This window comes from Actinomadura sp. 6K520 (genome assembly GCF_004349245.1).
Taxonomy (GTDB): Bacteria; Actinomycetota; Actinomycetes; order Streptosporangiales; family Streptosporangiaceae; genus Spirillospora.
Genome location: NZ_SMLC01000044.1, coordinates 15,258 through 37,312, shown reverse-complemented (window position 1 = coordinate 37,312; position 22,055 = coordinate 15,258). Strand labels below are relative to the sequence as shown.

The 22,055-nt window shown below is 69.5% G+C and carries 25 protein-coding genes and 1 tRNA gene; 15 read left to right on the top strand and 11 right to left on the bottom strand.

Annotated elements, in window-relative coordinates; translation table 11 throughout:
- Positions 1-25 precede the first annotated feature (25 nt).
- The 5 genes from E1289_RS14605 (at position 26) to E1289_RS14585 (ending at position 2,411) form a co-directional block, all read left to right on the top strand.
- Entirely contained in the window at positions 26-646 is a 621-nt protein-coding gene (locus tag E1289_RS14605; RefSeq protein ID WP_131980308.1) for a GNAT family protein, read from the top strand.
- Positions 647-861: 215 nt separating this feature from the next.
- Positions 862-1,386, top strand: a complete 525-nt coding sequence (locus E1289_RS14600; protein WP_131980282.1) for a hypothetical protein — start codon at positions 862-864, stop codon at positions 1,384-1,386.
- 47 nt (positions 1,387-1,433) lie between these two features.
- Positions 1,434-1,507 (top strand) — tRNA-Ala (locus E1289_RS14595).
- 174 nt (positions 1,508-1,681) lie between these two features.
- On the top strand, positions 1,682-1,870 hold the full coding sequence (locus E1289_RS14590) for a hypothetical protein (RefSeq protein ID WP_131980280.1): 189 nt from the start codon (positions 1,682-1,684) through the stop codon (positions 1,868-1,870).
- A 214-nt stretch (positions 1,871-2,084) separates the two neighbouring features.
- On the top strand, positions 2,085-2,411 hold the full coding sequence (locus tag E1289_RS14585) for a hypothetical protein (RefSeq protein ID WP_131980278.1): 327 nt from the start codon (positions 2,085-2,087) through the stop codon (positions 2,409-2,411).
- Between the two features lie 907 nt (positions 2,412-3,318).
- Here E1289_RS14585 and E1289_RS38210 read toward each other — a convergent pair.
- Entirely contained in the window at positions 3,319-3,534 is a 216-nt protein-coding gene (locus E1289_RS38210; RefSeq protein ID WP_165970473.1) for a hypothetical protein, read from the bottom strand.
- Between the two features lie 59 nt (positions 3,535-3,593).
- Here E1289_RS38210 and E1289_RS14570 point away from each other — a divergent pair, with 59 nt between their 5' ends.
- The 5 genes from E1289_RS14570 to E1289_RS14550 all read left to right on the top strand — a co-directional run bounded on the left by E1289_RS14570 (position 3,594) and on the right by E1289_RS14550 (position 7,218).
- Positions 3,594-4,151: an alpha/beta hydrolase gene (locus tag E1289_RS14570; RefSeq protein ID WP_165970472.1), complete on the top strand. Its 558-nt coding sequence runs from the start codon at positions 3,594-3,596 to the stop codon at positions 4,149-4,151.
- A 370-nt stretch (positions 4,152-4,521) separates the two neighbouring features.
- Positions 4,522-5,070, top strand: a complete 549-nt coding sequence (locus E1289_RS38205; RefSeq protein WP_165970471.1) for a hypothetical protein — start codon at positions 4,522-4,524, stop codon at positions 5,068-5,070.
- Entirely contained in the window at positions 5,067-5,285 is a 219-nt protein-coding gene (locus tag E1289_RS14560; RefSeq protein WP_131980272.1) for a hypothetical protein, read from the top strand. Before E1289_RS38205 ends, E1289_RS14560 begins: the two co-directional genes overlap by 4 nt.
- A 230-nt stretch (positions 5,286-5,515) precedes the next feature.
- Complete coding sequence (locus E1289_RS14555) at positions 5,516-6,091, top strand: GNAT family N-acetyltransferase (RefSeq protein ID WP_131980270.1); 576 nt, start codon at positions 5,516-5,518, stop codon at positions 6,089-6,091.
- A 542-nt stretch (positions 6,092-6,633) separates the two neighbouring features.
- Positions 6,634-7,218 carry an HD domain-containing protein gene (locus E1289_RS14550; protein WP_131980268.1) on the top strand — a complete coding sequence of 195 codons (585 nt, stop codon included), beginning with the start codon at positions 6,634-6,636 and terminating at the stop codon, positions 7,216-7,218.
- Positions 7,219-7,329: 111 nt separating this feature from the next.
- On the opposite strand, the gene E1289_RS14545 is transcribed toward E1289_RS14550, so the two are convergent.
- Together E1289_RS14545 and E1289_RS14540 are read right to left on the bottom strand one after the other, a co-directional pair.
- Complete coding sequence (locus tag E1289_RS14545; RefSeq protein ID WP_165970470.1) at positions 7,330-8,325, bottom strand: winged helix DNA-binding domain-containing protein; 996 nt, start codon at positions 8,323-8,325, stop codon at positions 7,330-7,332.
- Between the two features lie 353 nt (positions 8,326-8,678).
- On the bottom strand, positions 8,679-9,833 hold the full coding sequence (locus tag E1289_RS14540) for an epoxide hydrolase family protein (RefSeq protein WP_131980264.1): 1,155 nt from the start codon (positions 9,831-9,833) through the stop codon (positions 8,679-8,681).
- Between the two features lie 63 nt (positions 9,834-9,896).
- On the opposite strand from E1289_RS14540, the gene E1289_RS14535 reads away from it, so the two are divergent.
- The gene (locus tag E1289_RS14535; RefSeq protein WP_131980262.1) at positions 9,897-10,847 is read left to right on the top strand and encodes a WYL domain-containing protein; all 951 of its coding nucleotides are present in this window, start codon (positions 9,897-9,899) and stop codon (positions 10,845-10,847) included.
- Between the two features lie 115 nt (positions 10,848-10,962).
- Here the strand turns inward: E1289_RS14535 and E1289_RS14530 are convergent, their stop codons facing one another.
- The 3 genes from E1289_RS14530 to E1289_RS14520 all read right to left on the bottom strand — a co-directional run bounded on the left by E1289_RS14530 (position 10,963) and on the right by E1289_RS14520 (position 13,618).
- Positions 10,963-11,622, bottom strand: a complete 660-nt coding sequence (locus tag E1289_RS14530) for a TetR/AcrR family transcriptional regulator (protein WP_131980260.1) — start codon at positions 11,620-11,622, stop codon at positions 10,963-10,965.
- A gap of 64 nt (positions 11,623-11,686) precedes the next feature.
- Complete coding sequence (locus E1289_RS14525) at positions 11,687-12,946, bottom strand: acyl-CoA dehydrogenase family protein (RefSeq protein ID WP_131980258.1); 1,260 nt, start codon at positions 12,944-12,946, stop codon at positions 11,687-11,689.
- 180 nt (positions 12,947-13,126) lie between these two features.
- Positions 13,127-13,618 (bottom strand): helix-turn-helix domain-containing protein, encoded by a 492-nt coding sequence (locus E1289_RS14520; protein WP_131980256.1) that lies wholly within the window; start codon positions 13,616-13,618, stop codon positions 13,127-13,129.
- A 63-nt stretch (positions 13,619-13,681) separates the two neighbouring features.
- Between E1289_RS14520 and E1289_RS14515 the strand changes: the two genes are divergently transcribed.
- From E1289_RS14515 to E1289_RS14505, 3 genes are all read left to right on the top strand, one after another.
- Positions 13,682-14,062, top strand: a complete 381-nt coding sequence (locus E1289_RS14515) for a tautomerase family protein (protein WP_131980254.1) — start codon at positions 13,682-13,684, stop codon at positions 14,060-14,062.
- Positions 14,063-14,254: 192 nt separating this feature from the next.
- A complete protein-coding gene (locus E1289_RS14510; RefSeq protein WP_131980252.1) occupies positions 14,255-15,175 on the top strand; it encodes a cation diffusion facilitator family transporter in 921 nt (306 codons plus the stop codon).
- A gap of 179 nt (positions 15,176-15,354) precedes the next feature.
- Positions 15,355-16,704 (top strand): hemolysin family protein, encoded by a 1,350-nt coding sequence (locus E1289_RS14505; protein ID WP_131980250.1) that lies wholly within the window; start codon positions 15,355-15,357, stop codon positions 16,702-16,704.
- A gap of 242 nt (positions 16,705-16,946) precedes the next feature.
- On the opposite strand, the gene E1289_RS14495 is transcribed toward E1289_RS14505, so the two are convergent.
- Positions 16,947-17,402 carry a TerB family tellurite resistance protein gene (locus E1289_RS14495; RefSeq protein WP_131980248.1) on the bottom strand — a complete coding sequence of 152 codons (456 nt, stop codon included), beginning with the start codon at positions 17,400-17,402 and terminating at the stop codon, positions 16,947-16,949.
- Between the two features lie 211 nt (positions 17,403-17,613).
- Between E1289_RS14495 and E1289_RS14490 the strand changes: the two genes are divergently transcribed.
- Positions 17,614-18,189, top strand: a complete 576-nt coding sequence (locus E1289_RS14490) for a TerD family protein (protein ID WP_131980246.1) — start codon at positions 17,614-17,616, stop codon at positions 18,187-18,189.
- A gap of 181 nt (positions 18,190-18,370) precedes the next feature.
- Here the strand turns inward: E1289_RS14490 and E1289_RS14485 are convergent, their stop codons facing one another.
- The 4 genes from E1289_RS14485 to E1289_RS14470 all read right to left on the bottom strand — a co-directional run bounded on the left by E1289_RS14485 (position 18,371) and on the right by E1289_RS14470 (position 22,039).
- Complete coding sequence (locus E1289_RS14485) at positions 18,371-19,219, bottom strand: MerR family transcriptional regulator (RefSeq protein WP_131980244.1); 849 nt, start codon at positions 19,217-19,219, stop codon at positions 18,371-18,373.
- A gap of 10 nt (positions 19,220-19,229) precedes the next feature.
- Positions 19,230-19,991, bottom strand: a complete 762-nt coding sequence (locus E1289_RS14480; RefSeq protein ID WP_131980242.1) for an ABC transporter permease — start codon at positions 19,989-19,991, stop codon at positions 19,230-19,232.
- Positions 19,988-20,794, bottom strand: a complete 807-nt coding sequence (locus tag E1289_RS14475) for an ATP-binding cassette domain-containing protein (protein ID WP_131980240.1) — start codon at positions 20,792-20,794, stop codon at positions 19,988-19,990. Before E1289_RS14475 ends, E1289_RS14480 begins: the two co-directional genes overlap by 4 nt.
- Before the next feature lie 348 nt (positions 20,795-21,142).
- Positions 21,143-22,039 (bottom strand): cupin domain-containing protein, encoded by an 897-nt coding sequence (locus E1289_RS14470; protein ID WP_131980238.1) that lies wholly within the window; start codon positions 22,037-22,039, stop codon positions 21,143-21,145.
- Positions 22,040-22,055 lie beyond the last annotated feature (16 nt).

Below are 22,055 nucleotides of genomic sequence, written 5' to 3'. Positions count from 1 at the left end.
AGGGAATCATGGAACCGTGGAACGTTTGCGGGGATGGCCTGCCACCCTGACCGAGGGTCCCGTCGGGCTGCGCCCGCTACGGCACCGCGACGCCGCCGCCTGGCGTGAGCTGCGGGTACGCAACGCCGACTGGCTCCGCCCGTGGGAGCCCACGAACCCCGAGACGCCGCTGTTCCGCAGCGGCCTCGGCCCCTACGTCAGCATGGTCCACACCATGCGCCGCGAGGCCCGCCAGGGTCTCGCGCTGCCCTGGGTCGTCACCTACCAGGACGCGTTCGCCGGCCAGCTGACCATCGGCGCGATCGTCTGGGGTTCGGCCAGATCCGCCCAGATCGGCTACTGGGTCGACAAGCAGGTGGCGGGCCGCGGTGTCATTCCCACCGCCGTCGCCCTCGCCGTCGACCACTGTTTCTTCACCGTCGGCCTCCACCGCCTGGAGGCGAATATCCGCCCGGAGAACACGGCGAGCCGCCGCGTCGTGGAAAAGCTCGGATTCCGGGAAGAGGGAATTCGCCGCCGCCATCTGCACATCGACGGAGCCTGGCGCGACCACATCTGCTACGCCCTGACCGTGGAGGACGTGCCCGGTGGCCTGCGCGCACGCTGGCTGGCCGAGCGCAAACAGGCATTTCCCCGGCGCACTTGAGTCCGCCGTGGCTTTCCCGCCGTAAAAATCCTGCGATCGAGAAGCCGCGGTAAACGGAGAGTAACGGCGAGATCGATCTCGCGACACACCGCCCCTTATGCTCGTCAACCTCTGACACCCCCTCGTACCGTGCGGGGCGTGACCCTGCTCCCAATGCACGTTCGCGCGCCGAAAGTCGGCCCGCCTCTTGAGCGTGCCCTGGGACGGTGGTCCCGATGAGCAGCGCAGTTCTTTATCTCGCCATCGTCGCCGTCTGGGCCATGGTCCTCGTGCCGATGTGGCTGCGCCGCGACACCGAGACGACCGGATTCACCCGCCTCCTCCACAAGCGCCCCGACGAACCCCTCGTCGAGGACGACGAGGAGGAGCCCGAGGACGTCCCGGCCCCCCGGCCCCGCCGCCGGTCGAGCCGCGCCGCCGTCATCGCCCGGCGCCGCCGCCGCACCACGGGCCTGACCGCCCTGCTCCTCACCACCACGGCCGCCACCGCCACCGGCCTGGCCCCGTGGTGGATCACCGTGCCCCCGGCCGCCCTCATGGCCGGCCACCTGGCGCTGCTCCGCGTCGCCGTCGGCATGGACACCGCCCGCCGCCAGTCCGCCGCCCAGGCCCGCGCCCGCGCCAGGTCCCGCGCCCGCGAAGCCCTCCTCGCCACCGAAACCGCCGAGGTCATCGAACTCCCCACCCCCGAGGAGGTCTTCGACCAGTACGCCCCCGACCGCCGCGCCGTCGGCGAATGACCCGTGCGCGAACACCCCCCGAAGTTTGCTAACCTTACGGAGTCCTCGGGGCTGTGGCGCAGTCCGGTAGCGCACCTCGTTCGCATCGAGGGGGTCAGGGGTTCAAATCCCCTCAGCTCCACCGAGAAACCCCAGGTGAGAGGCCGGTTTAGGAGAGATCCTAAACCGGCCTTTGATCATTTGCCGCCACGTCGCCACCAAGACCACCCGACACCAGCTGGCACGTCCCTGCCACCCGAACATCACCCCCACGCCACGCCGCCGCAGTCACAGACCCGTGACGCAGGCTCACCCGGTGCGCAAGATCGTCACCTCAGGACGCCTCTATAGCCCCCTCGGCCAGGACCACCGGAGCAACTCGGTCACCGATACGGACGGCGAGGCCCGTGCGCGTGACCCGTGCGCCCATCGCCCGAGTGTCGCCCGCTTCCAAAGCAGCGCGGTCGCCGCGTCGAAAAATCGAGCGTTCCGCGGCGCGGTTTGACCTTAATGCTCATAGAACTTCAAGCAGCCAACACAGGCTCTTACGACTCGCCTGGCGGCTCCTACGCGAGTGCCGCAATGACGTCACACTTACCAATACTCGGCCATGTGGTGTATGACACGGCGGGTGACAGAACTCAGCATCATGTTGGACGAGCTCGCAGAGCTCGTTCCCCCCGGACGTTCCCGACCTCGGGACCAAGAGCTGGGACACCGTGTTCACCGAGCTCGGCGGCCCTCTACCCGCGGACTTCATGCTGCTGGTCGAGCGGTACGGCAGCTTCCAGATCGGCGGCTACGGAACCGACTGGAGGGGCGAGAACAGGCACCGCCTCGAATACCTGGGCGTGATGGACCCGCGATGCGCGGGTGGCAGCTGGGCGAAGGGCGCGGTACACATCGGGGACGTCTACCGAGAGCTCAGGCAAGCTCATCCGCCTAGCTATCCCATGGCGGCATGGCCGGAACCCGGTGGGTTCCTGTCATGGGGCAACACCATCGACGCCCGACCACTTCGGCTGGCTGACCGTCGGCCAGCCTGACGACTGGCCGATCGTTCTGTGGGGACGAGGCGACCAATGGGCCGACCAGGAGCCCCTTCAGATCACTGTGACCGAGTTTCTTGTGAACTGGTTCTCAGGTTCTCCAGACCTCCCGCAGATGGCCGAGCTGTGGCCAGGCGGTAGCTTCGGCCCGGTTTGGTGCGACGCCCTACTCATGGAGCCCTGACAAGCTCAGTCCACAGCACCGAGCGAGGCCACCGGAGCCGGATTATCAGGGGAGAGGGGCGAGCGGGCCGGTGTCGGGGCGCATCAGTGCTCGGAAGTGGCGGACGAGGCTTCGGACGGCGGAAGGCTCGCACAGGACCACCGTATAGGCGCCCGTGGTTGCGGGGGTCGTGCTCGGAGCAAAGGGGGTTTGAGCTGCACAGCTTGCCCGGGTCGAGCGCCTGCCGGATCAGCGGACCGAGCCGCTCGGCGTGGCCGTGGGGTTTGGCTCCACCGTGGGTGGTGGGGTGAGACGCTGCGGCTGCCCGGGAGCATCTGGGGGTGGACGTGGTGCGTGAGCACAAGCTGGAGATGTTCGCGGCCGTCCGCTGAGATTTGCGGCGGGAGGGCCTGTCGGTGCGGGCATTGGACCAACACCTGCACCGCCCCACGCCTCTGCGGCGTTATCGTCGACCGACTCACCTTCAACGCCATCATCATCGAGACCGGCAGTGCTTCCTACCGTTTGGCCACACCCGCGTCCGCCAGGCCACCGGACCCGCCTGAGCGCAGCGGGCTCCTGCTCATAGCCAGGTGGAGGAGGAAGTATGCGTCATGCCGACTGGGGGGTACTGTCCCCGCGGTGGGCCGGGATCCGCAGCCAGGAGATCGATGTCTGCGGAACCAGCGTGCACTTTCTGAGCGCCGGTGCCGGCCAGGCGGGGCCCACCCATCTGCTGATTCACCCGATGGCGGGCAGCGCGTCGATGTTGCTGGATCTCATCGCGCCGCTGAGCGCGCTGGGGCCGGTCGTCGCCCCCGATCTGCCGGGAACGTTGTTCGGCCACACTGTCTCGCCGCACTCTCGGGCGGCCAAGGCCGCGCCGAACGCACGCTTCTTGAGGGCCTTCGCCGCTCGGCTGGGCATCCAGGACGCGGTCGTCCATGGTTGGTCCATGGGCGGGCTGGTGGCGGTGCTGTTCGCCGGTTCGGCCCCCCGAACGGGTCGGACGGGTCGTGCTCGCGGCCCCCGCGCTGCCCGGTCCGCTGCCCGCCGGCGAGGTGCTGTTCTGGCGCACCCTGGGCAGGATGGGCCTGGCGGTCGGGCCACCGGTGGCGCGGGCCGTGCTGCGCCTGGCCGGTCGACGCCTGCTCGACCTCAAGCTGAAAATGGTCACCGACTCGGGCAACCGGGGGAGCGGCAAGATTGCCGGTGGGGACCTGTCGTGGTTGTCGCCGGACATGACCGCACTGCTGAACGCCGAAGTGCGCAGCGCGCAACCGCAGCGGCTCGGGGACGCCGTCACGGCCTTCGCCTCGGTGATGTCGGCCTTGTTCATCGACCAGCGGCCCATCCACCAGGCGATCGCCGCCGTGGACGCGCCCGTGCTGCTGCTCTGGGGTGACCAGGACGGCCTCATCCCCCAAAGCGCGATCGACGATCTGGCCAGACGGCGACCCGACTGGGAACGGCGCGTCTTCGCGACGGTCGGGCATCTTCTGCCGCTGGAAGCGTCAGGCGGCTACGTCGAGGCGGTCGGCCAGTGGCTGGCCGCTGGGGAAGACTCGCCCTGATCATTTGTGTTCGGCCGGTCTGTGACTCAATCACCCCCGATCCATTAGCGCGATTCTGGTCGGTTTGGATGGGGCGTGGTGGTTCGGGTGCGGAGTCGTGCGTGGAAGCGTTCGGTGTTGATGACGGCGCGGCGGTGGGTTCCCTGGCAGACGGTGGCGTCGTCGTGGGCGTGGACGGTCAGGGTGGTGTGGGGCTTGGCGGCTGAGGTCGACGTGGACGCCCAGGGTCTGTTCGTGGACTTCCCACCGCGTGGTGGGAGGGGCTGGCGAAGACGGAGAACAGTGCCCAGGCCAGCAGGTCCGCGTCGGCCGTGGTGAGGGCGGGCCGGGCCGCCTGGATGACCGTGGCGGTGCCGACCACTTCGCCGCCATGCCCCCGTCCTGGCCACCGGCTACCTGGTCGGCATCGTGGAATGGACCTGCATGCGCGCCCTGCACGGGCACCTCGTCCACCCCCGAGCAGGCCCTCGCGCTGCTCCTGCGGTCCTACATCGAGCTGACCGTCACCTCCAGCCACCTCACCGGCGCCCTGATCACCGAGGTCGTGCACCTGCCCGACGAGCAGCGGCACGCCATCCGCCGCCTGCAGCACGACTACGTCGGCGAATGGGGCCAGCTCCTCACCACCCGCCGACCCGGCCTCACCGAACCCGAAGCGCGCGTGATCACCCAGGCCGTTCTCGCCATCGTCAACGACCTCAGCCGCATCGGACACCTGCGCAGGCGCCCCCCGGCTGAACGACGACCTCGCAGCCTTGGGCCAGGCCGTCCTGGCGGCACGGCTGCCATCGGCCGCTTCCTGAGCCGGCGCCACGGCGCCCGGGTTGCCGACCACGCCCTCGAACGGGCTCGCGACGACTTCGACAGCGGCTCATCCTGCAGTCCGCCCGCCGACACCGAGAAGAAAGGAACACCGTGACCACAACTGCGCACCTGCCCGAGGCGCCCGGCGCCTCCTTGGACGACCCGGCTGGGCAGGCGGTGCGGGCGTCCGATGTCCAGCGCTCGTTCGCCTCGGCAACGCTGCGCGGGGTCGCCGCCGACGCCCGCCACGTCCTCACTCGGTTGCGCAGGCAGACGCGCACCGCTGACCGCGCATTGATCAGGACGGCGTCGCGGCCGACGGGCTCGTGACGATGCTGCCCTGAATCTCGCAGGTGGCGACGAGGGTGTTGTAGACGGTGCCGTGGCGGCGCAGGTTGCGGTGCAGCAGAGCGCTTGATTTCAGAATGCGGGTTTCCGGGAGCCCTGGTCGCTTCGGTGTCCTGTCAGTTCCGGTAGGGCGATCGCCGCGTCATTGTTGGGACGTCGCCCGCAGTAGTCCGTTTTGTGTGTCACCACGGCTCTCTGCCAGCATGAAGCCCATGCGCCACCCCCTTGACACGCTGGACTGGCCGATCTCGACCGACCGACTGCTGTTGCGCCGGGCTGCCCCCGACGACCTGGACGCGACCTGGGCCTTCCGGCAGCTGCCGGAGATTCAAGAATGGGTCGTGGCCGCCACGCCGACGTACGACGACTACCGTGAGCGTTTTCTCAGCGAGGAGCGGCTCGCAGACCTGCTCATCGTCGAACTGGACGGCCGGGTGATCGGCGATCTGACGCTGCGGGTCCAGGACGCTTGGGCCCAGGAGGAGGTCGCTGACCAGGCGAAAAGCGTCCAAGGAGAGCTCGGGTGGACGCTGGATCCCTCCTACGGTGGCAAGGGCTACGCCACCGAAGCTGTACGCGCCCTCATCGACGTCTCCTTCAGGGGTCTTGGCCTGCGCCGCCTGTACGCGGAATGTTTCTACGACAACGAACCTTCGTGGCGGCTGATGGAGCGGGTTGGGATGCGCCGCGAACAGCACACGGTGAGAGAGTCTCTCCACCGCACCAAGGGGTGGCTCGACGGTCTCTCATACGCGCTCCTGGCCGAGGAATGGCCCGCTCCCGAATGATGGACCGCCCCGCTGTCCGGTCTGCCGGACGAGCATCCGCTTTCCACATGGGTGATCACCCGACCGTTCACTGACATGACCTCGTGGGCGGTGTCGGGTCAGCGGCCGTCCTTCTTGACCGATGTGCCGCGTTCACCTTCCCGTCGCGGCCGATGTCGGCAGCGTTGACGGAATGCTTCTTTGTCGGCAGGTGCATTACGTCGCGACTTCGATGATTCCGTAGAGACGGCGGAATGGCTGACGGGCATGCAGTACGAGGAGGAGGGGGGTCTCAGCGTTCCGCCGACTGGTCGCCGTCATGGGCGGTTGTGCGTTCCGGAGCGCACTGGCTTGGCGAGATCACCGAGCCGCAGACGGCCGACACTTCATGGTCGAGTTGCCCACGCGGTCCTGGAGAGGCACGAAGCTGCCGGCTCATCTGGTGGCCAAGCTGGAGCCGACGAACGTCTACATCGATGTCGCCGCTCATACGATCTACGGGAGTTGGAAAGAGGTCCTCTACGGTCTACGTATGGCGGACGGCCGTTGAGAGAAGGGCGCGCATGGCGAACGAGACGGAGCGGCTGGCGGGTTTCCTGTACGAGATCGGGCTTCTCAAGCGCTACAAGCGCACCGGGTGGCTTGTGGCAGGTGTGAAGGACCCCGAGAGCATCGCCGATCACTCGCTCCGTACGGCGATCATCGCGAGCGTCCTGGCCGCGATGGAGGGTGCCGATCCCGAGCGCGCCGCGTTGCTCAGCCTCTTCCACGACACCCAGGAAACGCGCCTCACCGACATCCCGTATCTAGCCAAGCCGTATGTGAAGAAGGCGCCCAACGAGCAGGTCACCGAGCGTCAGACGCGCGGTCTGCCCGAGGTGGTCTCTGCGATGATCACGGGTGTCGTCGCGGAGTACGAAGGCAAGGTCAGCGCCGAGGCGATGTGCGCCCGCGACGCGGACAAGCTTGAGTGCCTCATTCAGGCAGTCGAGTACCGGGAGCACGGCAACCAGAACACCCAGCCGTGGATAGACAGCTCACTCGCTCAGCTTCAGACCGCGTCCGCGAGGCTTCTCGCCGAGGAGGCGCAGAAGACTGGTTCTCTCGACTGGTTCATGCGAGCTTTGAACGGCGACGAGGACGCGTAAAGGCGTAGGTACCTGGGCATTCGGTGGTGCTGCTGTACAGCGGTTGGGTTGCCGCCGAGGTCTTCGGCCGAGCGTCCGTCGGGCTGACGGTTCGTTCTCCGGGTGCTGCGGTCACAGCAGGGTGATCTCGGCCTTGAGTTGGAGGTACTCGCCGTACTGGCCGGCGGCATGGTTCAGGGCCTCGGTCTGTGACGGTGTCAGGACGCGGTAAGGGCGCAGGTCGAAGCGCACATGGTCGCGGCCGATGGTGCGCTTCATTGCGGCAAGGAGCTGTGCGTCGACCAGGGCCATCCCGATTGCGGACTCCCGGGTGCGCGGCACGTCGCCGGCGGCGTCCAGTACCCAGCGGGAGTCCTGGTAGCCGCGGTATGTCTCGTCCAGGATCTGCAGAAGATGGCCCGCGGGGTCCTGCGGTTCGCGGGGAGCTTCCGCGGGGGCGTGCCAGAAGGTGCGCCCGTCGTGCTCGAACGAGTCGAGCCGATCACGCACCTGTTGCAGGCCGGAGCGTACGTCGGTGAGGGTGAGTGTCGCCCAGTAGGCGAGGTCGCGTTCCGTGGCCGGGCCATGCCCGGTGAAGTAGCGCAGCGCGAGTTCGGCCAGGGCCTCGGTCCGGGAGAGCCGCCGTGGTGTCGGCACGCGCTCGGCCATCAGCGCGTAGGTGTGCTCGCCGTCGACGACCCGGCCGCTGCAGATCAGACCGTCCAGTTCGGCGTGGGCCAGCAGGATCACCAGCATCTGCTTGCTGCCCCCGACACCGCGCTCGCGCAACTCCTCGGCCAGTTGCGCGCGGGTGAGCTGTCCCCGGCTCGCCAGTGCCTCCGTGACGGCGGCGATGGCCCGGTCGACGGAAGGTTCGTCGAGGCCGTGCGTATTGCGTAGCTGCTGGCCGGTGACCCGCCGTACGCGGGGTCCGGTCAGGTCGAGCAGCCAGCCGATGTCCTCGGCCCGCACGTAGTGCCACGTCGGGCGCAGCACGTGCGTGCGCAGGACGGCGCCGTCGTCGAGGAGGGACGCGAGGTCGGCTCGGTCGGGTTTCTGTGTCCGCGAGGCCACCGCCCAAGCCACCTGACTCGGGTTCTCTGCCTGGACGGCCAGCAGTGACCCCACCGCCTCACCTGCCGACCCGGCGTGGGGCCAGACCAGGTGCTGACTGCGCAACCGCCAGCGAGCAATGTCGACGTCCCGCACTATGCCGCCCCTCCCAGGCCCGAACCGGGGACAGCCTAATCAAGCCCACCGACGGTTCCGGCCCGGGATTCCTGGCGAACTGGTCGCCGAAGATACCCCGCCCTGGTTACCGGAGGTGTCCGGGACGTACCCCACGGGATGCTCGCTGCCGCTCGGACGACGGCGAGCGGACGGGCGCACCGCACGAGGTGCTGCGACCGGCCGTCCCGCCAGGTTGCGGCTTCCGTACGGGGCTGCGACCCGGCCCGGTCCGGGCCGGTGCCGCGGCGGTGTCAGCGCAGCTTGCCGAAGAATTCGCGGATGTCGCCGACGAGCAGGTCGGGGGCCTCCATGGCGGCGAAGTGGCCGCCGCGGTCGAACTCGGACCAGTGCACGATGGTGTGTTCGAGTTCGGCGGTGCGGCGGATCGACACGTCCAGGGGGAAGACCGCGACGCCGGTCGGTACCGTGGAACGCTCGCTCGCGGCCCAGGCTCCGGCGTGCGCGGTCTCGTAGTAGCTGTTGGCGGAGGATCCGGCGGTGCCGGTCAGCCAGTACAGCGTCACGTTGGTGAGGAGCATGTCCCGGTCCACCGCGTCTTCGGGGAGTTCGGCGGCCGGGTCGGTCCATTCTTTGAACTTCTCCACGATCCAGGCGAGTTGCCCGACCGGGGAGTCGTGCAGCGCGTGCGCGAGGGTCTGCGGCCGGCTGATCTGGATCATCATGTAGCCGGACTGCTCGGTCTTCAGGTACTCCAGGTGCTTGAGCCGTGCCCGCTCGGCCTCGGTCAGCTCCGCGGTCTCCTCGGGGTCGACCTCGGTGAACGCGGAGAGCCCGTTGGCGTGCACACCGACCACCTTGCCGGGGTTGAGCCGGCCGAGCCCCGGGGAGATGACCGCGCCGGTGTCGCCGCCCTGCGCGCCGTAGCGGTCGTAGCCGAGCCGGTTCATCAGCTCGGCGAACGCCCTGGTCACCCGGCCGGTGTCCCAGCCGGCCCCACCGGTCGGCCCGGAGAACCCGCTCCCGGGGATGGAGGGGATCACCAGGTGGAACGCGTCCGCCGGGTCGCCGCCGTGCGCCCGGGGGTCGGTCAGCGGGCCGATGACGTCCAGGAACTCCACGACCGAGCCGGGCCAGCCGTGGGTCATGATGAGCGGCAGCGCGTCCGGCTCGGGCGAGCGCGCGTGCAGGAAGTGGATGTTCTGCCCGTCGATCTCGGTGGTGAACTGGGGCCAGGAGTTGAGCCGCCGCTCGTGGACGCGCCAGTCGTAGCCGTCGCGCCAGTACTCGGCCAGCCCCTTGAGGTAGCTCACCGGCACTCCGCGGCTCCATCCCGCATCGGGCAGGTCGGTGGTCCACCGGGTCCTGGAGAGCCGGTCGGCCAGGTCGTCCAGGTCGGCCTGCGGGATGTCGATGGTGAAGGGCCGGATCTCGCTGTTGTGCTCCATGAAGACGACGCTACGAGGCGGTTAGGTCAAGTTCGGTCCTAGGTAGCGGGCAGACTGCACGTCATGTGGGAAACCTCGGCACGGCTGCTGCGGCTGCTCTCGCTCCTGCAGACCCGGCGCGACTGGTCCGGCGCGGAACTGGCCGAGCGGCTGGACGTCACTCCGCGGACCGTGCGCCGCGACATCGACCGGCTGCGCGACCTCGGCTATCCCGTGCTGGCCACCGCGGGCACCGCCGGCTACCGGCTGGGGGTCGGCGCGGACCTGCCGCCCCTGCTGCTGGACGACGACGAGGCCGTCGCGGTCGCGATGAGCCTGCGCACCGCCGTCGGCGGTTCGATCACCGGGATCGAGGAGACCTCGGTGCGGGCGCTGGCCAAGCTCGAACAGGTACTGCCGTCCAGGCTGCGCCACCGGATCAACGCGCTGCGGTCGGTGACGGTGCCGATGGCGGCCGGCGGCCCCACCGTCGACCCCGGCACCCTCACCGCCATCGCGACCGCCTGCCGCGACTCGCTGTGCCTGCGCTTCGACTACCGGACCCACGACGGAACCGGCGGCGTCCGCACGACCGAGCCGCACCGGCTGGTGCACACGGGCCGCCGCTGGTACCTCATCGGCTGGGACGTCGACCGCCGGGACTGGCGCACCTACCGCGTGGACCGCCTGGTCCCGCGCACGCCCACCGGCCCCCGCTTCACCCCGCGCGAACCTCCGGACCCCGATCTCAGCGGCTACACCTCCCGGGCGATCTCCACCTCGGCCTACCGCTACCAGGCCCGGTTCACCCTGCAGGTGAGCGCCGAGACCGCTGCGGAACGGATCGCCCCGACCACTGGGACGCTGGAGCCGATCGACGAGCACAGCTGCACCCTGCGGGCCGGATCCGACTCCCTGGACGAACTGGCCATCTACGTGACGACCAAGGGGTTCGACTTCCAGGTGCACGAACCCCCGGAACTGGTCGAGCACATCCGGACACTGACGGCCCGCCTCACCCGTGCGACGGACTAGTGCCGCGGCCAGGGCGAGGCGACGGTCGACAGCCCAAGTCCGATGCCTTCGCCGGGTGCGCGGCGGAAGGCGTGCAGGTGCCGGCGGCCATCAGCCGTCCTCCCGCCCGCGGGGCTCAGCTCTGGCCGGCGCAGACCATGTCAAGTGCGAGCCTCTCGTAGCGCAGCGCGATCTCGGTGCGACTGAGCGGGCCCTCCGGCGAGAACCAGCCGGCCACGCCGGTGCACATCACGACGATCGCGCGGGAAGCCTCCAGGGGGATCGGCGTACCGAACGCGCCGCGCTCGGTGCCCTGCACCACGACGTCGTCGAAGAAGTGCTGCTGCTGGTGCCGCTTGCCCAGATGACGGGTCCGCACCGGCTCCTCCAGGGCGCGCAGCTCGCTCGTGCCGAGCATGGTGCCCCGCTGGTCCTCCAGATGGAACAGCACGTGGGTCCGGACGATCGCCCGCAACCGGGCGGCGGGGGCGTCCCCGGCCTCGGCGAGGGCCGTGCGGGTCCGCCGCAGCAGCTCCTCGATCCCGCGCTCCATGATCGTCGCGAGGAGTTCCTGCTTGGACTCGAAGTGGTAGTAGAGCGCGCCGGGACTCAGCCCCGCCCGCACCGCGATGTCGCGGACCGACGTGCCGTGGTAGCCGTTCTCGGCCATCACCGCGACCGCGGCCTTCAGGATCCCCTCCTCGCCGGGCCCCGGTGCCGGGCGCGCCGGCGTCGCCGGGCGGGATCGCGCGGGCGCCGGGCAGGCGTCGGGATCGGGCACGACACCACTCGCCACGCGACCACCTCCCGCCGGCCACCCTAGCCTCGGCGGGCCGCCGGCCGGTCCTCGTCATCCGGTGTCAGCCCTGCGCCCTGTTCGGCCCGGCGAAGCCGAACAGGTAGCCGGCGACCCTGCGCATCTGGATCTCCTCGGCGCCCTCGGTGATCCGGTAGCGGCGGTGGTGGCGGTAGATGTGCTCGAACGGGGCGTGCCGGGTGTAGCCCAGGCCGCCGTGCACCTGCATCGCTCGGTCGGCCGCCTCGCACACGAACCGGTTGGCCCGGTAGTTGCACATCGAGACCCGGTCGCTGATCTGCATGTGCGGCACCCGGTCCAGCTCCCAGGCCGTCTTGCGGATCAGCCCGCGCAGCATCTCGGCCTCGGTCTGCAACTCCACCAGCGGCCACTGGATCGCCTGCCGGGTGGCCAGCGGCCGCCCGAACGTGACGCGTTCGCGGGCGTACCGGACGCTGCGGTCGATGCAGTACTGCCCGGCACCGACACCCGAGGCCGCCTGCCGGATCCGGTTCTCGTGGACGAACGTCTGCGCCACCGCCAGCCCTTCGCCCTCCGCGCCGAAGATCGCCGAGTGCGGCACCCGGACGTCGCGGATGGTCACCTCGGCGTGGTCGGTGGGCATGTTGAACGTCCACCAGTGGTAGTCGACCGAGAAGCCCGGCGTATCGGCGGGCACGAAGAACGCGGTGATGCCGCGGGCGTCGCCGTCCTTGCCGCCCGTGCGGGCGAACACCACGTCGTGGGTGGCCGAGTGCATCCCGGAGTTGAACCGCTTGGCGCCGTTGATGACCCAGTCCCCGCCGTCGCGGACCGCGGTGGTCTGCATCCAGGTCGCGTCGCTGCCGTGCTCGGGCTCCGTCAGCCCGAACCCGATCCGCTTGGCGCCGGTCAGCATCGGCTCCAGGAACTCCTGCTTCTGCTCGGGCGTCCCGAACTCCAAGAGCATGTGCGCGAAGGGGAAGTTCCCCACCACGGACGCCTCGTTCTGCAGGTCGTTGTGCAGTCCCAGACCCCGGTGCGCCAGGTGCTCGCGGATCACCGCCATGTCCAGGTTCGTCCCGCCGGAGCCGCCCGCCTCCTTCGGCAGCCCGTAGCGCAACCAGCCCGCCGCGTCCGCGCGGCGGAACATCTCACCCAGCAGTTCCTCCCACTCCGGACGGGGCACGCCCCCGTTCTCGAAGTCGGTGCGGGAGTACTCACGGCGGTGGTCGAAGAAGCGCTCGTTATCGTCCTGCGCCTGCAGCGGCAGGATCTCCCGATCGATGAACGCGTCCAGGTCCGCCAGGAGCCGGATCAGGTCGTCGGGCAGCGCGAAGTCCACAAATCCTCCTGAACGTTTGTTTAACCAGCATTACACCAACCGGCTCGCCGAGCCAAGAGGGAGCGGGGATGTCCGCTACGAGACGGCCGACGGCATCGCCTCGGCGTCCCCTTCGCCGTGGAGCGCACCAAGCGTTGATGGGCGCCCTGCTCGACTGGCGCACGTCCAGGCCGACCGTTGTCAGGGCTCGCCAATGCGCTCTCGGTGCCGGTCGGTGTTCTGTTCCAGGGCGGCCTCGTAGGCGTGCAGGGCGGTGATCACCGTGGCGCGGTCGGCGGGGGTCAGGTCGCGCATGACGCGTTCCCAGGCGGAGGCGTTGCCGGAAAGCCATTCGGTGATCGGTGCGGTGTAGGCGGGGGCTATGGCGACGATGCGGCGGCGGCGGTCGGCGGGGTCGGCGGTGCGTTCCAGGACACCCCGCCGCGACAGCTCGCTCACCATGAGGCTCACGGTCGTCGGGGCGACCTCCAGGCGGGCGGCGAGCTCGTTGACGCTGGCGGGGCCGTCGTACTCCAGGTGCGCCAGCAGCGCCAGGTGGCGCGGCGCCAGATCAAAGCCCTGGAGTGCCTGGGGGACGGGCAGCCGCTTGGCGCGGCCGACGAGCCGGGGCATGAGCAGCAGCAGGGTGCGGACGGCCTCGTCGACGGCCGGGCCGTCCGGGGCGGTGGACATCGGCGACCCCTCCAAGTACCTTTAAATCTAAAGCCTTTAAGGTCAAAGGGAACGAGGTTCGCCGTGCCGCATCTGACCGTGCACCTTCCAGAGAACAGGCTGTCGGGCAAGGAGCCCGAACTCGTCACCGCGCTGACCGAGGCGATCGTCGAAGTCTACGGCGAATGGGCCCGCGACCTGGTGGGCATCCGCCTGGCCGGGGTCCCCGCGGGTCGCTTCGCGCAGGGCGGCAGGACCGTGGACACCGGCGCCTCGCTGACGATGGGCGTCCGCGCCGCCGCCTTCGAGCGTCCCGACGCCGACCAGATCACCGCACGCCTCGGCGCCGGCCTCACCGACGCGATCACCGACGTCCTCGGCGAGGAGTTCCGCGCCGGCACCATGGTCGAACTCGTGGCGTCCCCGCAGGAGCGGACGTTCGTCGGCGGCGCCCGCGCCGAGTGACCGCGGGTGGCGGCGCCGGCTCCAATGTTCTGCTACAAGTGTGGTTGAAAGTGCCCGTACCGGACGGGACGAGCCGGAGCGCGGCGGTTTCGACGGCCGGGGCGCAAGCGGAACGTGACGATGGTCCGGCCAGGGGCGCACCGGATGGGATGCTGCCGAGTCGGACGGCGGCCCGACGTATCGGGGGAGTACGTGAGCGTCGAGGGAAGTACGAAGGCGGTCGTCACCGCCCTGGGCGCGAACCTCGGGATCGCGGTCACCAAGTTCGTGGCGTTCGCGCTGACGGGCTCGTCCTCGATGCTGGCCGAGTCGATCCACTCGGTGGCCGACTCCAGCAACCAGGCGCTGCTGCTGATCGGCGGGAAGCGGGCCCGGCGGGGCGCCACCGAGGAGCATCCGTTCGGGTACGGGCGGGAACGCTACATCTACGCGTTCATCGTGGCGATCGTGCTGTTCAGCCTGGGCGGGTTGTTCGCGCTGTACGAGGCGTGGCACAAGATCAGCGACCCGCACGGGATCACCGAGTGGCAGTGGGTGCCCATCGTGGTGCTGCTGACCGCGATCGTCCTGGAGTCGATGGCGCTGCGCACGGCGGTCATAGAGTCCAACCGGAGCAGGGGCAAGGCGGGCTGGGTGCAGTTCGTCCGGCGGTCCAAGTCACCCGAGCTGCCGGTGATCCTGCTGGAGGACGCCGGTGCGCTGGCCGGTCTGGTGTTCGCGCTGGCCGGGGTCGGCCTGACCCTGGTCACCGGCAACGGTGTCTGGGACGGCATCGGCACGGCGGCGATCGGCGTCCTGCTCACGGCCATCGCGATCGTGCTGGCCACCGAGGTCAAGAGCCTGCTGATCGGCGAGTCCGCCACCGCCGAGCAGGTGCGGCTGATCAGGGACGCGATCGTGCAGAGCCGGGACGTCCCCGCGGTGATCCACATGCGCACCATGCACCTGGGCCCGGAGGAACTGCTGGTGGCCGCCAAGGTCGCCGTCGATCTGCAGGACGACGCCCGCGAGGTGGCCGAGGCCATCAACGGCGCCGAGGCCCGCATCCGGCAGGCCGTGCCCATCGCCCGGCTGATCTACCTGGAGCCCGACGTCCTCCGCGCCAAGGGGTGAGGAGGCCCGGCACCTGCGCGAGATGCTCGAAGCCCCGGGGTAGGAACGTGGTCATGGCATTGGCCGCCGACCGTGGGCCGCCGGCTCGTGGCCGGTCGTGGGAGACCTAGGCGTATATCGTCTACAAGTGTAGTTTTTCGTGCGACGCGGCCGTGAGCGTGTGGGTGGAGGGCTCTGCGATGGGGGACTACTGGCTGAACATCGCGCTGGTCGCGGTGCTGATACTGCTCAACGCGGTGTTCGCCGGCAGTGAGATCGCACTGATCTCCCTGCGGGAGGGGCAGGTGCGGCAGTTGGAGCGGCGGGGCGGGGCCGCCGCGCGGACGCTCGTCCGGCTGGCGCGCGACCCCAACCGGTTCCTCGCCACCATCCAGGTCGGAATCACCCTCGCCGGCTTCCTGGCCTCGGCGACCGCCGCCGTGTCACTGGCCGAACCGCTGGTGTCCCCGCTGGACTTTCTCGGCGGCGCCGCCGACGCGGTGGCGGTCGCGCTCGTGACGATCGTGCTGACCTTCGTCACCCTCGTGCTGGGCGAACTGGCGCCCAAGCGGCTGGCCATGCAGTTCTCCGAGCGGTGGGCGATGATGGTGGCCCGCCCGCTGGACGTGCTGTCGATGGCGTCGCGTCCGGCGATCTGGGCGCTGGGGGCGTCCACCGACCTGGTGGTGCGGGTGCTCGGTGGCGACCCCCGCGCCGACAAGGAGCAGCTCAGCCCCGAGGAACTGCGGGACCTGGTGACCGGGCACCGGGGACTGAACGCCGAGCAGCGTCTGATCATCTCCGGCGCGCTGGAGATCCATGAACGCACGCTGCGGGAGGTGCTCGTCCCGCGCCGGGAGGTGTTCACCCTGCCGGACGACCAGCCGGCCGGCCGGGCCTGCACCGCCCTGGCCGAATCGGGCCATTCCCGCGCCCCGGTGATCTCGGTGGGGGAGCTGGACGACGTCGTCGGCGTGGCGAACCTGCGGGAACTGATGGCCGGAGACCCCTCCGCGCCCGTCGCGGACCTGGTCCGTCCCGCCGTCGTGTTCCCGGACACGGTCCGGGTGTCGGACGCGCTGCGCCGCTTCAAGGTCGAACACCAGCAGATGGCCCTGGTGGTGGACGAGTACGGCGGCGTCGAGGGCATCGTCACGCTGGAGGACCTCCTGGAGGAGATCGTCGGGGAGATCTACGACGAGACCGACCGCGACGTCATGGCCGTGCGGACCGAGCCGGACGGGGCGCTGCTGCTCCCGGGCACCTTCCCCATCCACGACCTTCCGGACGTCGGCGTGGAGGTCGCCGACCCCCCGCCCGGTGACTACACCACCATCGCGGGCCTGGTCCTCGCTCTGCTCCGCCGTGTCCCGGAACGCCCCGGCGACCACGTCGGCGTGCCCGGCTGGAGCATCGAGGTCACCGAGATCGACCGGCGCGCCATCACCGGCGTGCGGATGCGCCCGTCCGCCCGCGCCACGCCCGCCGCCGAACCGGCGGCGGACCAGAACCCGGCCGGCCGAGGCGGAGCGGAGCCCCACGAGGACTGACGCTCGACGGCCGAGGCGGTGAAGGACCTCCGGTGGAAGGGCGTCAGTCGATCTACTACATCCGTGATAGTTCCCGTGGGAGCGAAGAAAGAGCGACCTGGAGTTCTCCCGCCGCCGGAGCGCCAGGGCCGCCTGAACGAGGTGGAACTGACGTTCGTCGCGAGCCCGCATGGGCCGGCCGTCGTGCTGGAGGCCGGCGAACGCGGCGGCCCTCGGTGCCGCGGGGTGCCGGGCGGGCGCGGTCAGAGTTCGAATTCGGCGGGCGGCAGCCCCACGGCGTGGCACGCCTCGCGGACGACGGCCTTCTCGTTGTCGTCGAAGTTCCCGTCGGCGCCGCCGATGATGATGCCGATCTGGATGACGGCGCGGGCCTCGGCGGGCTTCTTCTTCGCCTTGCCGATGTCCTGGAGGACGCCGACCTTGCCGAAGGCGAAGTCGGCGGTGAGCTTGTCGACGTAGCCGTTGAACCGCCGCTGCAGGTCCTCGGCCGGGAAGTTCTGCAGGACCTCGTTGGAGGCGATCAGTGCCGCGGTCCGCTGCCGTTCGCTCGGGTCGACCGAGCCGTCGGCGGCGGCGACCAGCGCGCACATCGCCATGCTCGCGTCCCGGAAGGCGCCGCTCTTGAGGTCGTTCTTCTTCGCCATCAGCTGGGTCTGCATGGTCTGAGAGGACTCGCGCAACTTGTCCCAGAAGGCCATCGGGAAACTCCCTTTCGGCTAGCCGCCGTATCGAACTCCGGCATGATCTACTACAAGTGTAGTAGCATAATTCCTCCGTGGTTGCCACACGGGAGTTGGTTTCCTGCGGACGGCGTCCAGCGTCGTTCCCCGCAGGCGTTCACCCTCTCGAACGGTCCTGCCCGCCCTTCGGTTCCACGGCGGCCCCGCACGACGACATGAGGAGAACATCATGGGAGTGAGCCTTTCCAAAGGCGGCAACGTCTCGCTGACCAAGGAGGCCCCCGGACTGACGGCGGTCGTGGTCGGACTCGGCTGGGACGTCCGCACGACCACGGGCACCGACTTCGACCTCGACGCGAGCGCGCTGCTGCTGGACGAGTCGGGCAAGGTCCCTTCCAACGGGCACTTCGTCTTCTTCAACAACCTGAAGAGCCCCGACGGCTCCGTGGAGCACACCGGCGACAACCTCACCGGCGAGGGCGAGGGCGACGACGAGCAGATCAAGGTGAACCTCGCCGCGGTTCCCGCCGAGGTCGCCCGCATCGCCTTCCCCGTCTCGATCCACGACGCCGACGCGCGCGCCCAGAACTTCGGGCAGGTCCGCAACGCGTTCATCCGCGTCGTCAACCAGGCCGACAACTCCGAGCTGGCCCGCTACGACCTGTCCGAGGACGCCTCCACCGAGACCGCGATGGTCTTCGGCGAGCTGTACCGCAACGGCACCGAATGGAAGTTCCGGGCGACCGGGCAGGGCTACGCGTCCGGGCTGGGCGGTGTCGCCTCCGACTTCGGCGTCAGCGTCTGACCCGGGCCGCCCGGCCGCGATCCGAGCCGCCACCGATCGCTTGGGAGGCGGCGCCGAGGGCGGGTGCCGCGCGACACGGCGTCCGGTACTCGCCCTCCTCGGCGACCGCGCCTGGTGGCCCGCCCGCAGGGCCACCAGACGTCACGACGGCGTCCACGGGGAACGGTCCTGATGCGGGACTTCACCGCGCCCGGTCGGTTCCAGCAGGGCCGTGGCGCCGACGAGTGCACGCCGGTGGATTTGGGTGCGTGTCGAGTCTGTCGGCGGGCACGCGCTCGATGCGGGTCCAGCCCTTCCAGCCCCGTTCCTCCAGAATCGCCACCACCCGCTCGGCGACCGGTGAGGACTCGACCACGATCGCGTCCAGGAAGTCGGCGAACTGGTCGTCGATGCCGTCGGCGCCCACCTCGCCCACCTCGCCGGCCTCGACGGCGCGGATCATCGCGCGCTCCAGGACGTCGGCGAGCTCGACGACCCGGGGATCGTCGGGCCGCCAGTCGAGCGCGCCGCTGACCAGGTGGTAGAGCCGCTGCATGTCGGGGTCGTCGAGCTCCCGGTGCTTCTTGGCGATCACGTCGTCGATCAGGTGCGGCACCTGGGCGGCGATCATGATCCAGCTGTCCCGCTCCAGCTCGATGTACCGCTCCTCGACACCGAGGCCGCGCAGGCGGTCGAGGTAGTCCACGACACGCTGCGGGAGCGCCAGATGCTCCCCCGCGGCGAGCCGGGCGAGCCGTTTGCGGGTGCCCTGAAGCCGCCGGATCGTGGCGCGCAGCTCTTCATCGATCTCCTGGACGGCGGCGGCGAACTCCTCGGGATCGGCGTCGAGGAGTTCCTGCACCCGGGCCAGCGGCACGCCGCCGTCCGCCAGGGCGTGGATCCGGATCAGCCGCGCCACGGCGGCGGCGTCGTAGCTCCGGTAACCGGAACGGTCGCGTGCGGGCTCCGGCAGCAGGCCGATCCGGTGGTAGTGGCGCACCGCCCGCACCGTCACCCCGGCGTACGCCGCGAGCTGGCCGATGGTGAGCATGACGCGGTTCTCAGGCGGTCTTCCGGCGGTAGGTGGCCATGGCGAGAACGTACGCCACGACGAGGATTCCCGCGCACCACGCGAGCGCGATCCAGATGTCGTCGCCGACCGGCCGCCCGGCGAACAGGTCGCGGATCGTGTCGACGATCGACGTCACCGGCTGGTGCTCGGCGAACCAGCCGACGGGGCCGGGCATGGTCTCGGTGGGGACGAAGGCCGAGCTGACGAACGGCAGGAAGATGAGCGGGTAGGAGAACGCGCTCGCGCCCTCGACCGACCCCGCGGACAGGCCCGCGATCACGGCGATCCACGTCAGCGCCACGGTGAACAGGAGCAGGATGCCGGCGACCGCGAGCCAGGCCGGCAGACCGGCGCCGGAGCGGAAACCCATGAGCAGGGCGACGCCGACCACGATCACGAGCGAGATCGTGTTGGCGACCAGCGAGGTCAGGGTGTGCGCCCACAGCACGCCCGACCGCGCGATCGGCATGGACTGGAACCGCTGGAACATCCCGCTCTTCATATCCGTGAACAGCCGGAAGGCGGTGTAGGAGATGCCCGACGCGATCGTGATGAGCAGAATGCCGGGCAGCATGTAGTCGACGTACCGGACCCCGCCGGTTTCGATCGCGCCGCCGAACACGTAGACGAACATCAGCATCATGGCGATCGGCATGACCGCGGTCGTGATGATGGTGTCCATGCTGCGCGTGACATGGCGCAGGGTGCGTCCCGTGAGAGCCGCGGTGTCGCCGAAGAAGTACGTGCTCATCGCTGTTCCTTGGTCGCTCGTGCCGTCGCCTCGTCGCCGTCGCCGTCGATGATGGCGAGGAAGATGTCCTCCAGGGTCGGCTGCTTCTCGACGTACTCCACCTTGGCGGGCGGGAGCAGTCGCTTGAGTTCGGCGAGGGTGCCGTTCGCGATGATGCGCCCCCTGTGCAGGATCGCGATGCGGTCGGCCAGTTGTTCGGCCTCTTCCAGGTACTGCGTGGTGAGCAGCACCGTCGTCCCGGACCCCGCGAGCCTCCTGACCGTCTGCCAGACCTCGATGCGCCCCTCGGGGTCGAGCCCGGTCGTCGGCTCGTCCAGGAAGATCACCGCCGGGTTCCCGATGAGGCTCATCGCGATGTCCAGCCGACGGCGCATCCCGCCCGAGTAGGTGGCCACCTTCTTCGCGCCGGCTTCGGTCAGCGAGAAGCGGTCGAGCAGGTCCTCCGCGACCGCGCCCGGGTCCTTGAGGTGCCGCAGCCTGGCGACGAGCACGAGGTTCTCCCGGCCGGTGAGGATCTCGTCGACGGCCGCGAACTGCCCGGTGAGGCTGAAGGACTCCCGCACCCTCACCGGTTCCGCGGCGACGTCGAAGCCGTTGACGGCGGCCGTCCCCGCGTCGGCCTTCAGGAGCGTGGCGAGGATGTTCACGATCGTGGTCTTGCCCGACCCGTTCGAGCCGAGCAGCGCGAAGATGCTGCCCCGCGAGACGTCGAAGTCCACGCCGCGCAGCACCCGGAGTTTCCCGTACGACTTCTGGAGCCCATGCACGCGAACCGCCGGATCCGCGGTCGACCGACCCTTCATGGAGGGGACCCCCTTGTCTTCGCGATGGCCTCGAAATCCTTCGAAAGGCCCCTGCCGCAAAGGATGAAGGGTTGACCCAGCGTCAAGGTCAACCCCGGCCTTGACCAGGGCATTCGGGCATGGCCGACGGTATCCAGGTTGGACCGAGTCCGGCCGCGGCGGGCCCGGTGGCTCATCCCCTCTGCGAAGGAGGGGCAGGGAACGAAGCGGTAGCCCATGCCGGGCTCAGTGGGGCACTCCGCCGGAGGCGGGCGCCACGCAGGTCAAAGGCCGGCCCCCTAGGGGAATCGGCCTTTGCGACAACACTTGAGGTGCGGGCTCGTCGGGGCGGAGAAGTCGACCCTTTCCCTACAGGCGGACTTCCTTTCCGCCGCTCCGGGTGAATCCGGCAACGACCTCTTTGATATCGACCTTTTCCAATTCCTCTATGAGCGTCCCCAGCATCTCCTTCGCGCCGACGAGCAGCTCTCCGACGTTGTCCACGTTCACGTAGGGATACGTGGTGAAGGCGGGGTTCTCTGCCACCACCGACTGCACGACCTGCTGGACCAGGTCACCCCACATCCGGGGGCGCACCACCACCGACAGGTGCAGTGACACGCCGCCCTCCGCCATCGCGACGTGCGGAGTTCCGTAGGGCATGTACATGACGTCTCCGGGTTCCAGCACCTCGCTGAGCAACGGGTCGCCGAGGTCCTCGCGGGAGAACTGGGCGGCATCGCCCTTCCGCGTCTCGGGGAGGCCCCACACCTGCCACCGCTTCCGGCCGTGCAGGTGCACCACGAACACGTCGACCGGGTCATGGTGTGGACGGAAGCCCTCGGTTCCCGACGGTGTCAGGAAGGCCACGGCGTCGCACTTGGTGGAGAACTTGGCGCCCAGCATCGTCGTCAGGCCCCGCACGCCCGCGTGCAGGTGGTTGATCGTGTTCCAGGTGATGGTCGCTCCGGACCGGAACAGACCGAGGACCTGCTCCGGCACCACCGCGTCGGCGAAGTACTCTCCCTGTACCCGGAGCAATTTCGTGTAGCTCATGGGATGCACCGGGTCGCCGTTCTTGGTGACCCGTACGTAGGGCAGCCGTGCCGTGCCCGACCTCAACAGGCCGTCCAGATCGTCGACCGTCAGCAGCTCGGCGTGCTTCTCGCGCAGCGCGCCTCGCCGCAGGATCGGTTTCTTGTTGAAGACGGAAGAGAAAAACTCGGATTCCTCACCCACGAGATCGGCGAATTCTGGTACGTACATGTCAACCTCCGCTTCA

Excerpts from the sequence above, each read along its gene's own strand:
- E1289_RS14470 (WP_131980238.1), bottom strand. The coding sequence starts at position 22,039 with ATGTACGTACCAGAATTCGCCGATCTCGTGGGTGAGGAATCCGAGTTT.
- E1289_RS38210 (WP_165970473.1), bottom strand. The coding sequence starts at position 3,534 with ATGGACCAACCATGGACGACCGCGTCCTGGATGCCCAGCCGAGCGGCG.
- E1289_RS14490 (WP_131980246.1), top strand. The coding sequence starts at position 17,614 with ATGGGAGTGAGCCTTTCCAAAGGCGGCAACGTCTCGCTGACCAAGGAG.
- E1289_RS14550 (WP_131980268.1), top strand. The coding sequence starts at position 6,634 with ATGGCGAACGAGACGGAGCGGCTGGCGGGTTTCCTGTACGAGATCGGG.
- E1289_RS14600 (WP_131980282.1), top strand. The coding sequence starts at position 862 with ATGAGCAGCGCAGTTCTTTATCTCGCCATCGTCGCCGTCTGGGCCATG.
- E1289_RS14555 (WP_131980270.1), top strand. The coding sequence starts at position 5,516 with ATGCGCCACCCCCTTGACACGCTGGACTGGCCGATCTCGACCGACCGA.
- E1289_RS14495 (WP_131980248.1), bottom strand. The coding sequence starts at position 17,402 with ATGGCCTTCTGGGACAAGTTGCGCGAGTCCTCTCAGACCATGCAGACC.
- E1289_RS14475 (WP_131980240.1), bottom strand. The coding sequence starts at position 20,794 with ATGAAGGGTCGGTCGACCGCGGATCCGGCGGTTCGCGTGCATGGGCTC.
- E1289_RS38205 (WP_165970471.1), top strand. The coding sequence starts at position 4,522 with ATGCCCCCGTCCTGGCCACCGGCTACCTGGTCGGCATCGTGGAATGGA.
- E1289_RS14480 (WP_131980242.1), bottom strand. The coding sequence starts at position 19,991 with ATGAGCACGTACTTCTTCGGCGACACCGCGGCTCTCACGGGACGCACC.
- E1289_RS14520 (WP_131980256.1), bottom strand. The coding sequence starts at position 13,618 with ATGTCCACCGCCCCGGACGGCCCGGCCGTCGACGAGGCCGTCCGCACC.
- E1289_RS14485 (WP_131980244.1), bottom strand. The coding sequence starts at position 19,219 with ATGCTCACCATCGGCCAGCTCGCGGCGTACGCCGGGGTGACGGTGCGG.
- E1289_RS14505 (WP_131980250.1), top strand. The coding sequence starts at position 15,355 with ATGGGGGACTACTGGCTGAACATCGCGCTGGTCGCGGTGCTGATACTG.
- E1289_RS14535 (WP_131980262.1), top strand. The coding sequence starts at position 9,897 with ATGTGGGAAACCTCGGCACGGCTGCTGCGGCTGCTCTCGCTCCTGCAG.
- E1289_RS14540 (WP_131980264.1), bottom strand. The coding sequence starts at position 9,833 with ATGGAGCACAACAGCGAGATCCGGCCCTTCACCATCGACATCCCGCAG.